The sequence below is a fragment of the Variimorphobacter sp. HTMS_6 genome (genome assembly GCF_059717775.1).
The window spans coordinates 627,985-640,749 of the sequence record NZ_AP046094.1 but is presented as its reverse complement, the minus strand read 5'-3'; the positions used below and the strand labels follow the sequence as shown (position 1 = coordinate 640,749).

General features: G+C 40.3%; 10 protein-coding genes. All 10 read right to left on the bottom strand.

What is annotated here, in order from left to right:
• Position 1: 1 nt before the first annotated feature.
• Entirely contained in the window at positions 2-658 is a 657-nt protein-coding gene (locus AC6IWN_RS02855) for a corrinoid protein (protein ID WP_497990864.1), read from the bottom strand.
• Positions 659-739: 81 nt separating this feature from the next.
• A complete protein-coding gene (locus AC6IWN_RS02850) occupies positions 740-2,083 on the bottom strand; it encodes a nitrogenase component 1 (RefSeq protein ID WP_497990863.1) in 1,344 nt (447 codons plus the stop codon).
• Positions 2,076-3,599 carry a nitrogenase component 1 gene (locus AC6IWN_RS02845; RefSeq protein ID WP_497990862.1) on the bottom strand — a complete coding sequence of 508 codons (1,524 nt, stop codon included), beginning with the start codon at positions 3,597-3,599 and terminating at the stop codon, positions 2,076-2,078. Before AC6IWN_RS02845 ends, AC6IWN_RS02850 begins: the two co-directional genes overlap by 8 nt.
• A gap of 20 nt (positions 3,600-3,619) precedes the next feature.
• Positions 3,620-4,657: a uroporphyrinogen decarboxylase family protein gene (locus tag AC6IWN_RS02840; RefSeq protein ID WP_497990861.1), complete on the bottom strand. Its 1,038-nt coding sequence runs from the start codon at positions 4,655-4,657 to the stop codon at positions 3,620-3,622.
• A 153-nt stretch (positions 4,658-4,810) separates the two neighbouring features.
• Positions 4,811-5,761, bottom strand: a complete 951-nt coding sequence (cysK, locus tag AC6IWN_RS02835) for a cysteine synthase A (protein WP_497990860.1) — start codon at positions 5,759-5,761, stop codon at positions 4,811-4,813.
• A 320-nt stretch (positions 5,762-6,081) separates the two neighbouring features.
• Positions 6,082-6,801 (bottom strand): glutamine amidotransferase, encoded by a 720-nt coding sequence (locus AC6IWN_RS02830; protein WP_497990859.1) that lies wholly within the window; start codon positions 6,799-6,801, stop codon positions 6,082-6,084.
• Positions 6,802-6,808: 7 nt separating this feature from the next.
• Positions 6,809-8,092, bottom strand: a complete 1,284-nt coding sequence (locus AC6IWN_RS02825) for a glutamine synthetase family protein (protein WP_497990858.1) — start codon at positions 8,090-8,092, stop codon at positions 6,809-6,811.
• Positions 8,093-9,589 (bottom strand): APC family permease, encoded by a 1,497-nt coding sequence (locus AC6IWN_RS02820; protein ID WP_497990857.1) that lies wholly within the window; start codon positions 9,587-9,589, stop codon positions 8,093-8,095.
• Between the two features lie 350 nt (positions 9,590-9,939).
• The gene (locus AC6IWN_RS02815; RefSeq protein ID WP_497990856.1) at positions 9,940-11,466 is read right to left on the bottom strand and encodes a hypothetical protein; all 1,527 of its coding nucleotides are present in this window, start codon (positions 11,464-11,466) and stop codon (positions 9,940-9,942) included.
• 305 nt (positions 11,467-11,771) lie between these two features.
• Positions 11,772-12,533 carry a formate/nitrite transporter family protein gene (locus AC6IWN_RS02810; protein ID WP_497990855.1) on the bottom strand — a complete coding sequence of 254 codons (762 nt, stop codon included), beginning with the start codon at positions 12,531-12,533 and terminating at the stop codon, positions 11,772-11,774.
• Positions 12,534-12,765: the final 232 nt, after the last annotated feature.

Here is a 12,765-nt window from a genome sequence, read left to right as displayed (position 1 = left end):
ATTAGCTCTCCTTTACGACAAGGTGCTTTGCCAGGCGAACTGCCTCTGTTGCATTTGCAGAGTAACCGTCCGCACCAATTTTATTGGCAAAGGACTGCGACACTGGCCCGCCGCCGATTGCAACCTTATACTGTTCTCTAATTCCTCTTTCCTTCAATAGCTCTATTACGTCTCCCATTCGATCCATCGTAGTAGTCATCAGAGAAGATATCATGATGATCTGAGCAGCTTCTTCCACCGCCCTGTCAACAAAGTTATTCACCGGCACATCACGGCCAAGATCAACCACCTCAAAATTTGCAGAGGACAGCATCAGTTTAACCAGATTTTTACCAATGTCATGTGTGTCTCCTTCAATTACACCGATTACAATTTTATGCTTTTGTGCAGAATCCTCTCGAAGTATATGGGGCTTGAGAATGTCAATTCCCACATTCATGGCATCGGAACACATTAAAAGTTCAGGAACAAAGTACTCCTCTTCTTCAAATAACTGCCCGGCACGCTCCATCCCCTTTGCCAAACCTTGATCAATTGCTTCATAAGCATCATATTCTGCTTCGATCACCTGATAGGATAAATCAGTAACCAAATCTTCATCCATATTAACCACTGCCTCGGCTAAGCCGGTATATAATTTTTCTTTTTCTATGCTCATATTTATCTCCATTCCTGTGCTCGATTTATTTGCATATAAAGTTTGAACCAAGGATTACGCAGGCACAAACTTTGCTTCCTATTAACGCTGTGCTACAATGACTGCCAACAGATCCTCAATCAGGGATAAGCTTCCTTCAAAGCCGGCATATCCGCGGTTTAGCACCACGCGATTACCTACCGGATAGGATACGGTCAGATGAGCAGCACCCAAATCAGTAGCAAATTCTCGTTCTAAATGGCTTCCAATAACAAAGGCAGGCGAAATATCATGGTAATACGGGCTATCGGAACGTCTTGGAACCAATTTCCACAGATGATTCCTGATTTCAGTAGGATCTGTCTCATATGCTATCCCAACAGGATATTCTGAGGTCAGTCCTTCCACAACCCGGTTAAATATCGCTTTATTCGTTTCAGACACTTCGGTTGTTACTACCATGAGAACAGGCAACCATCCCAAATCATCCGCTATAAACTTTGTAATGGAGGGTGCATAGTTCGCATCCCCGACAATAACTGCATATCGTTGCCAATCTAAATCATTATAAGCATCCGCTACGCGTTCAATATAACGATAATAATTCGTAGTTTCCCAATCAATAACTCCCTCAACCACTTCCGGAGAGAGCTCTAGTTCTTCCGCGATGCGACGCAAGAATTCGCTTGTCAGTGTTGGTCCGATTGGCAACTGTCCGGTAATATACGGTGTACCATGCTTTTGGTTAAAAGCTTTCGCTGCCGCTACACCAAAGAATTCGGATACAACGATATTTAGCTGTGCGTCGCCGGAATTCTTGATTCCTTCCAGAGTATCATGCTCCGTGAAAAAGGTATTTACCTCCAGACCTAGCTTCTCTAATAAGCTACGCAGCTTTAATAGATTTCCTCTCCAGAAAGCATCCTGTCCGGGAACAACTCCCCATAGATTTACCTTACCCTTTTTCGCTGTCTCTTTCTTTTCAATAAAATCCTGTGCGAGTGCAGATAGTACAATGTCATATCCTTTATATCCATCTCCTCGAAAGCCTCCCGCTTCCGCCCCGATGATATTCGCTCCCTGATCCTGAAAATCACGAACAACTGCCTGTATATCATCACCGATCATATCCGTCGTACAACCGGTTAGAACTATATATAATTCACCCTCAACAATCTCCAAAGTGGATTTAATCTGTTCCTCCAATCGTTCCAATCCTCCGAACACTACTTCACGCTCCAGTACGTTAGAGCTGGGAACAGCCAAACCACCGCAATATCCCGCTCCTAAGTATCCCGTTGTTCCATATTGGTTCCAATAGATACTTCCACCGCAGCCCATGGATGCATGAAGAATTGGCACGGTATTCGGAAGGGCTGATACTGTGAGCAAGGCTCCACCCAAGGCACAAAAGGCTCTAGGTCTTTCAATAAAACTATTACTCATGATTTACTTTTCCCCCTTTGATATATTGGAACGGGTTTTGCTGATACCAACTTTCGCGGTATGGCTGACGCACGTGTTTTGATAAATTATCATTAAAAGCAGTATTTTTAAAATGTCGGAATAATCTTCTTGCCACGTCAAAGGCTCCTGCATAACCACTGTAAATATTACCAGCGCCATAGATTGGCAGAATGGAACAGCCACATTTTGCTGCCCATACATTATCTGAATTATGACCGATATAAACATCCGGTTTATTACGATATATCAGATTTACTGCTTCAAACGGTTGTGCGGTAGCTACATTAATAATAATATTGGGATCCGCTTTTTCTAATTTAGCAACTTCATTTTCTCCAAATTCATCATAGTGATATGGTCTGACCGCAAGGATCTCCATTCCAAGTTCCTGTAGAAGAACGGCTGTGGAAAGAGTCCTGATTTCTCCGGCACTGAGCATCGCCGATTTACCCTTTAAGGTATCAAGAAGAGGTGTTAATGCCCTGTTTAGTTCTCTTTTTTCTTCTTCAATAATCTTATCTGCTGCCTCCTCCAGACCAAAGAACTTCGCAATCTGCTTTAACCAGATACCAGTATTGCGCATACCAATTGGCATCTGTCCGCCAATGAACGGTACCCCAAAACGTTCTTTCAGATAAGTCATAAAATAATCATCATGGGTTGGGCAAACTCCGATGGATAATGCGGCAAACGGAGCGATTCTGAATGCGTCCGGGTGAGCATCACAGGGAAGCATATTGACCTCCAATCCCAACTTATTCAATAATCGAATTAATTCCTTCTGATCCGGCCCTGTCATGGAAGATACATTCAGCAGATTAACCAGTCTGCTACGACGTTGCTTCTCCACTTCTACAGCAAGATCATTATTATATACACCAAACTGAACTTCATCCTCTCCATCCACAAAATTACGCAAGAAGGAATGGAAGATGGCGTCATACGCAGTCGCCATAACCTTCGTTTTAAATCCCTCACAGTGAATTGGTAAAATCGCTGCCGAAACCTGTTCCTTTAACGAATCTGCTACCGCATCAATATCATCACCAATAATAGCGGGAACACAGGTGGATAGAATAATAATTGCTTCAGGGCGATAACGCTTATCCGCCTCTAGCACTGCTTTTCTGAGCTTTTCTTCTCCACCGGTCACAACATCTTTTTCATTTAGATTGGTATTGAGCCAAAGCACTCCCTTTGGATTCTTATCACCGCTGTTAAACTGTCCTAATCTGATTGCTGCTCCCTGTGAATGGACTGCACCACCGCAGCCAATTGATCCATGGACAATTACTACCGTATCCTGCAGTGAAGTAAGAATTGCTGTTGCAGGAAGTAACTGGCAGATTGTTCCCTGACTGAACGCTCTTCTTCTATTTTTAAGGCAACCTCCGCAGAACTGCTTATGTACTTCACCAATTTTCCCACCAAATTCTATTGTTGTACCGAGTCTGTTTTCACGGCACGGTGCTGCATTTAATTCCAAATAACTCAAGGTAATCCCTCCGTTCTATCTTAATGACTATGCTTCCATTGATGTGCTGCTTCTACCATAGCCTTCACATTCTGTTCCGGTACCTTGGCTGAGATATCACAACCCGGAAGGAGCAAAAAACCTCCATCCCGCGCTGCATTGTTCAAACAACCGATCGTCACCTCGTATACACCGTCCGGATGTTGATCTTCTAATACCGATACCGGATTCACATTGCCTGCTATCCCTATCTTTCCATCTAATATCTCTTTTGCTTTTCCAAGATCCACTTTCGAATCCAGTGAAATCACCTGTATTCCGGTTTGAGGTAACAGATGTAGTCGATCAGTAATATTACCGCATATGTGAAGAATTGAGAGCTTCTGATACCCCTTCAAACGCTCCAACACTCTTGTGAGATAGGGAAGCACCACTGCTTCAAAGTGTCTTGAGGACACCACATCACCTGAAGCACTGGGATCAGCAATGAAGATACCGTCAATTCCGTCAACCTTAAGCATTTCCTCATAATATGCCACGGACAAATCAGTCGTAAAATTCAACAACTTTTCTACCAATGGCTTATTCTTATAAAGTGCTTTGGATAGATTCTCAAGACCATATATCTGGCCTGCTAAGGTAAAGGGTGCCCTACCACTTACGAATATGCTCCGCTTACCGTTATTTCTTTCCACTACTCCCTTTGCTACCTCTTTCAACCATTGAACCTTGGGTGATTGAAGCGCCTTTGCGATATCCAGCTTATCAATATCCTCTTCCTTCTCTACGAGAAGTGAGATGATCTCCGGTGCTCCATTAGCGCTAAACCGGATGGTTGCTCCCAGAGCCTCTATTACAAATGCGGTCGCACCGGTTCCTACTGTTACAAAATCTGCATCCAAACGATCATTGACGCGGAAGAATATATCTGCCGCCTCATCGGGATTGGATAACAAATCCTGTAATGTTCTATTCTCAGCAAAGATTGGCCAACTGCCACCGAGGCAAAAGCCGGCCGGTATTCTCTCCGGCTTTTCCAGATGAAATGCCTTTTCCACTAATTCTTTTGATACTGACATGTAGATACCTCCCTCATACTTACTTGCTTGCTAATTTGTTCCAAAGCCATCCGCCTCCTGACACACTACGTTACGTGCCTTATCTTTGGATTAGTTGGCACCGAGGATTTCGCAGGCACAAACTTCTAAGTGTGAATTATGCTTTTCAATAATTCACATTATTTTCAAATTCGGATCGTCAAATAATCCGGTTGAGAGATAACGTTCTCCTGTATCCGGTAACAATACAACAATGGTTTTTCCACGATTTTCTTCCCTTTTTGCTATCTGTACCGCAGCAAACGCCGCAGCTCCGGAGGAGATTCCAACCAATAGACCTTCTTTTTGTGCAAGTTCTCGGGCTGTATCAAAGGCTTCTTCATTCTTAACACGAAAAATCTCATCAACAACACCCAATTGAAAGATCTCAGGCACAAATCCAGCTCCGATTCCCTGAATTTTATGAGCTCCGGCTGCACCTCCTGATAATACCGGAGAATCATTCGGCTCAACTGCAATAACCTGGATTGATAGCTTCTTCTCCTTCAAGGCTTCCCCAACTCCGGTAACCGTACCTCCCGTACCTACACCTCCAATGAATATATCAACCTCACCTTCCGTATCTTTCCATATCTCTTCTGCCGTAGTCAACCTATGTATCTTAGGATTTGACGGGTTACGAAACTGTTGAGGTATAAAGCTGTTCGGTATCTGAGCGGATATCTCCTCTGCTTTTCGTATTGCTCCGCGCATCCCATCCGCTCCTGGGGTTAGTACCAATTCTGCCCCGTATGCCTTTAAGAGATTACGCCTCTCCACACTCATCGTCTCCGGCATGGTGATAATAATTCGATATCCTAATGCTGCAGCGACAAAGGCAAGACCTACACCGGTGTTACCACTGGTAGGTTCAATAATCACGGTGTCTTTATTAATTAATCCTTCCTCTTGAGCAGCCTGAATCATCGCAAAACCGATTCGATCCTTCACACTTCCTGCCGGATTGAAATACTCAAGTTTTGCAACCAGGGTTGCCTTCACATTCTTGTTTTGGGTAAATCGATTTAGTTGAAGAAGCGGTGTGTTACCAATCAACTCCACCAAACTCTGTTTATAAGTAGCCATCTCTGTTCCCTCCTTATATTGATCTAATCATATCCTACCGAATCATTCCGTTATACGGCTCACCTATTTCAACTCGATAACTAATATCAATCTAATCACTGAATTGCATAGACATAATATTATATTATTCATATATGTATTGTATGGTTAGTGTGATTATATCCTTATGTCAATGCACTGTCAATAATTACATACTAAATTTATATGTCAACTATCCGTCATCTTTTTACCAAACTTGATACATAATTTCAATGCTGTCTATCTTCTGTCAACTTACTGAAAAAGGCGGAAGAGACAACAGCCCCTCCCACCTCAATAGATCACAATCTCTGCTCACCAAACTTGTAGAATCGCTTAAGAATTAGTTGACCATATTCCTCATCATTGATTCCTCGGTAGAGTTCCTCTATCGGATACTCTCTTCGTATCAATTCATCCTCCTGATTTTTCAAATGAAAGTAAGCAATCTCCGGATTAAACTCCGGATGAAATTGTACACCCCAGATATATTTGCCAAATTTCACTCCGTGATACGCTTCATGATCACCGGTCGCTAATACTCTGGCATTGTCAGGCAGTTCAAGAATACTTTGATAATGTGCTACATAGCCTGAAAATTCTTTTGGAAAATCATGAAAGATTGGATCATCCCCAACTTCATCGGTAATCCGAATTTTACACTGCCCATATTCCGGTCCCTTCGGATGATAGCCAACCTTTCCACCAAAAGCATAGCCAAGTAGCTGATGGCCAAAACAGATACCTAGTATCGGGATCTTTTTTGTGGATAGTAATCTCAACCATGCAGCCGTTACTTTCATCCATGCCGCTTCTTCTGTAATCATATCTTTCGAGCCTGATATTATGACCGAAGAGGTATTTTCAGGTAAATACGGCGGTTCATTTTTATAAACTGAGATTACCCGTACTTTCTCACGATCAATTCCGATTTTACTTATAATCAGATCTTCAAATTCCCCATATTTTTCTTTTACAGCATCCAAAGTGGAGCCAGTTTTAATAATAAGTAATTTCCCCATAAATTACCTATATGAATTCGAAATATCTCTGCCACTCCCAATCAGTTACAGCAGAATTGAATAGTTCGACTTCATGCCTTCCTAATGTAAGGTATAATTTTATAAATTCTTCTCCGAAAAAGTCTTTTGCATCATTACTTTCTTCAAGATAATCTAACGCGCTTGCCAAGGTCTTAGGAAACTCTAAAGAGTTATCTGTTACCTCCGGAAGAGCCAGCTTGTTCTCTATACCATATAGACCGGATGCAAGACTAGCTGCGATGATTAGATATGGGTTTGCGGCTGCAGATCCATTTCTCTGTTCAAATCGACTGCTCTTGCCAAGCCCAAGTAGCGATCTGGTAGATACCGTTCGATTATCCTGTGCCCAGGTTACATTTGTCGGAGCAAAGGAATTCTCCTGGAATCTCTTATAATCATTAATTGTCGGAGAGACCAACGCATTGAACTCTCTTGAAAACTTTAATAATCCAGCAAGATATCCATCCGCTATACTCTTATCACTTTCAAAATAGTTAACACTCAAATCCTCATTCCATAAGCTTTGGTGAACATGAAATCCGGAGCCGGACTCTTTCGACCAAGGCTTTGGCATGAAGGAGGCATATAAATTATGCTTTCTTGCAATTTCCTTCACCGCATTTTTTATTAATACGGTGTTATCAGCCATCTCAAGTACGTCACCATACTCTGGAATCACTTCTATCTGCCCCGGTCCGTATTCAATGTGGAAAGCTTCCAGAGGAACCCCCAATTCCTCCAGTCCATCCCTCATCTCACGAATCACATATTCAAGTTCTGCACCACGGTATAAAGAATAGCACTGTACTCCATCAAACACTGGCTTTTTATTTGAGTCAAATAAATAGAATTCTAATTCTGAACCCACTAATGGTCTAAGCCCTAGCTTTTTATAACGTTCTAAAACACGTATCAACACTTCTCTTGGATTCACTTTAACCGGATGCCCTTCTTCATCTACCAGTTCAGCAAATACAAATGCACTTCCTTCTCTCCATGGAATTTTTCGTAATGTGCTTAATATTGGTTTGGCATTCATATCCGGAAATCCATTCTGAAAATTAGCTAAATCAATATCATCATACACTCCACACTGAATATCCCATGCAAAAGGTGCTTTTGCTAATCCTGTTCCGCTTTCTGCTATTTTCAAAAAGTGTCTTGCCGGAAGTCGTTTTCCTCGTAGAACTCCACATATATCTGCGAATCCCACTTCAACCGTTGTAATCTGATTTTCTTCTATGTATTTTTTTATATCCTGAACACTCATCTAGATTCCCTCGCCATCTCCGTTTATTCTGATATCTTTATAGTGCTGATGAACACTATCAACGTAATTAGTAATATTACTTGATACCTCGGGAGCCTGTAGCTTACGAATTAAGAACCACAAACCTCCAACTACCAACCATGCAAGGAAGATGAAGATAAAATACGGCAATGGTGCAGGTGAAATCGAATTAGAGTATACACTGCCAAAGATCGGTACCAATAAAACAAGAATTGTAATTGCTGCCAATATGATGTGCTTCGCTTTTAACTCCTTCTCTTTTGCCAGATAAAACGGAGTAGATATTGCAATCAATGCATACACAAAGATGAAGCCATACGTTGCTAATGTTCCGGTCCAGCTGTAAATCGTAATAATTAATTCGTTATTTTTATAAAAATCATTGATATGTGTTAAGCCGCCACGATTAATTATTAAAAGAAATGTAACTGCTGCAGCCAACGCTGCAGATATGGTTATTGCAATATGAGGTGTTTTATTTTTCTCGTGGATATTCCCAACAGATGGATGAAATAATCCGTGTTGACCCATAGAGAATAAAATACGAGCACCCGCATTGGTGCAAGCAAGGAAACAAGACCAAAAGCTGATTAAAGCGCCGACAGAAATCAAAACACCAAGAAACTTTATTCCATAAAAGGATGCAAGGTCAGCTAATGGTGCCGCCGAGCTACTCAATGTGGTATCTCTTCCTTCAAACCCAAGAATCTCAGAGTGGGAAAGAAGAATAAAGAATAATCCCACAAATACCGCACTAATAATTAAAGCTCTTGGAATTGTTTTTAACGGTTTCTTTGCTTCATCTCCAAGAGATGTTGCACTCTCAAAACCAACAAAACTAAAGAATGCAAGTACTAAGCCAAGTCCAATACCACTTGGAGTAACATTCTTTAATGTAATTTGATTAAGATCGATTTTAAAACCAGTTTTTACAAGAACTACAATAGCAAGGATGAAGATTAGGATTAAAGCGATAACTTCAAAACCTAGCATCAACTTTGCTGACAACTGGATATCCTTAATTGCGATATACCATGCAATTACAGCACCCACAATACCGATTACCAAAGGTGAAACGGTTATTCCACTATAGGATATTAATACATGTGCATAATTGATAAATCCCCCTAACACAGCGCTGGCTGTTAATAGATAAGCTAGAACCAGAGCCCATCCTGCAATTACACCGGCTCCACTTCCAAGCCCTTTTACAACAAATGAATATAGAGACCCCGGTGATGCAGATCGCTTTGTATATTGATTAAGGTTTGCTCCTACTAACAAAATTGCAATGGTCGCAAAGGAATAGGATAACCAGGTTCCATTTCCTGCAAAATAAAATACTAACGGAATAACAAGAGCCGGGGTTGCACTAGGCGCAATACTTGCGATGGATTGTGCAAGGACCTCAATTGGGGATAATATGGACTTCTTTAGTCCTGATTCTTTTACTTGAATACTATTTTCTTTACTCATTCAATACTCCTATCTGCCTCACAGGCTGTTTCATACTTATGAAATCCATTTTAAATAACAGCCAAACTACAACATCGCTTCATACAACCACTCCTTCTATTCTTTTTACATAATTTGTTCCCTAACACTCAGGCAAAACTTAATACCTATACTTCTGTTTGTTAATTTCACAAACAAAAAGAGACCGCTCACCCTTTCGGAAGAACAGCCTCTAGTTTTCTAGTCAGCAAATATTTATCTCATATATCTCTTATATGTTTAGTATTATATTTTATGACTATAAATCTGTCAACTATTTTTTTGTCAATTTTATTCAGTGTTATTTCTATCTCACTAATTGATTATTGACATTAATTTATTTGTACTGTCTCATAATCCCTCTCATGCTCCAGCATACGGAGCAGCTGCTTGTTCCTCCAGTTCACCTCTTTGCACACGCTTGGTATCATATACCATATATCATCCAAATATCGATAAAATCCTGCAATTACATTCGGATTAACACAATACAACCTTTTCTTGTATTTATTCACATTCCAGGCCGCGACCAAACAATCATCCTGAACCATAATACTTAAATGCTCCGGTATATAACTCAGATAGCGAAAAGATGTAAATATCAATTGATTCTCCTTACCCTCCGGTGCTTGAAGGATTGACCGAAGCATACTTCTCCAGTTTTCCCTTGATATCAATATCTTCCTTCCACACAATACAGAAAGGTTATTGTCAAAGATACGGGACTGGGAGGACATTTCCTCCAAATAATCCAGATTAAAAATCGAGATATAGTTACAGCGTTTTTTCACCTGGCGGATTCTTCTATGGATTACTAAACATTCTTCTATCTCATCATCACCGACCAGATTATCCTGTAATATTTTTAACAGCAAATCCTCTTCTATAATCTGTAAGGTCAGGGATGGATTCAGCATATAAATGCGGTTTCTGCTTTTAATATATTCCTCAACCGCATCCATCATTAATACTGCTTCCTGTACAGCTACAGTCTCAATTAGTTTTTTTGAACGATGATAGACCTTCTTAGCGCTATTTGTCAAAAAATCAATAGTTTCCGTATTATGATACATCATTCCTTGCAGTGAATTCGGACTTCCCTCAGCAGATATGCATTGCAGCGCAATCTCATCCTTTACTAAAAAAGATGTACTATAGTACTGCTCCTCATGAAGTCTGGGATGCACCCATACCTCAACTCCGTCGGTAAGATATAATTCCATCCACCTGAAAATCGCACGGTAAGGTCTATGGATATCAGTATCACAATCTACGATAATAAACTTATGTCCATATTCCAGAACCGGACGAAACAATTCCATATAAGCATGGATCCTCATCTGCTTATCTCTGCCTTCTTCACCATAATTCCAGTTGATACCCGAATAATCAATCATATACATCACTTTTCCAGGTGAAAGGGTGAGCAAGTATTTCATATAATATGCCACCGCCTCAAATATACCCTTGTCTCCAAGAAAGATACTGACATTTGTATTATATCCGTTCTTAGGTGTGTAGACCCGTTTTTGTTTTCCCTCATCTCTTTGCTTCATCTCGATTGATTCTTCCGTCAGCCATAAGCAGAAGGCCTCTATCTTTTGATCATTATTCGTATATATTACGTCCGGTCGGTATGCTTTCAAAATATTATGAATTACCTTTCGCTTCTTCTCAGACTCCGATAATATCAAATATTGGGCAACCTTATTGATATATGGACTATCGTATCCTAGTTTTCTGCGCTGGTTTCGCCACTTACTTACCAACGTCTTATCTATCATTAGATTTTCCGATATTGAATTGCCCGATATATCCAAAGCTTTCATCACGTAATCCAGCTTTGAGTGGCTTTCCATATTCCCTTCACCTCCTAAATCGTCCTATATCTTAACCCAGCCTTTCATCCTTACATACCCAAGGTGCATGCAACCATTCAAAACACAGCATAAAATTCATCATTTTATATATATCATATTATGCAGATATGTTATATATGTTTACTCTATGTTTTGTATCTTACCCTACAACGTTTCTCTTGTCAACCCCGAAGTGAGGATTTTCCAATTCCTCCGGATTTGATGACGAAAAAAGAGACGCTTCGATTGATTACGATAGAATCAACTGAATGCATCTCTCTTATTTCATTTATATTATTTACAAATTACTTTTTCTTTCTTCCGACAAACCAATATCCCATGCCGATGAAAACAGCTCCTCCTACAATATTCCCCAAAGTTACAGGAATGATGTTATGTAGGAAGCCACCAATTGTAAGTCCGCTACCCGGCACTAATAATGCCACCGACATAACTGTCATATTTGCCACACTATGCTCAAATCCAGAGGTGATAAATGCAAATAAGCACCAGAATATCATGATCAACTTCGCGGTCTCATCCTTTAGTTTGATATAGGATAAAACAGCCAGGCACACTAACATATTACAAAGGATACCTTTAAAGAATAATTCCACCACATCACCGGACATCTTAGTTGCACTAACCTTCACGAAGAAATCCCCAATCGGTCCGGTCGCTGAACCGGATAACACAAACATGTATGCTAATAAAATACTTCCCACAAGATTGCCAAAGAAGGAGTAAATCCAAATCTTAATTGTATCCAACCACTTCACTTTTTTATCGAGCGAAGCAACCGTCATAATCATGTTATTGCCGGTAAATAGTTCAGAACCAACCATAAGAACTAAACTGAGGGCAATACCAAACGATACTCCCATTAAAATCTTCTTATATGGTGCATCGCCTAACATGCCTCCCACACTAAATATTAATAAAATACCAAATCCAACATAGATTCCGGCCAACATCGAAAGTATTAAATATTTTACTTTACTTTCCTTTAACATACTTACTTTTGTCTGACCAATACCCGATATCTTATCTACCAATTCTTCGTACATAATTATTACCTGTCCCTTTCATCAAAACCTGCGGGTTACCCGGCAGGGATATTTGTGTATACTTCAATCTAATGAACTATCTTATAATATTTCAATAATCACTGCATAAATTTTTATAGCTTTTATGTTTTTCATTTCATATGCTATATACATAAAGTAATTACTAAGTACCCTAATAAATAAACTTATTGCTAAGTAGCCTAATACATAAGCTTATTACTGGATAGCCTAA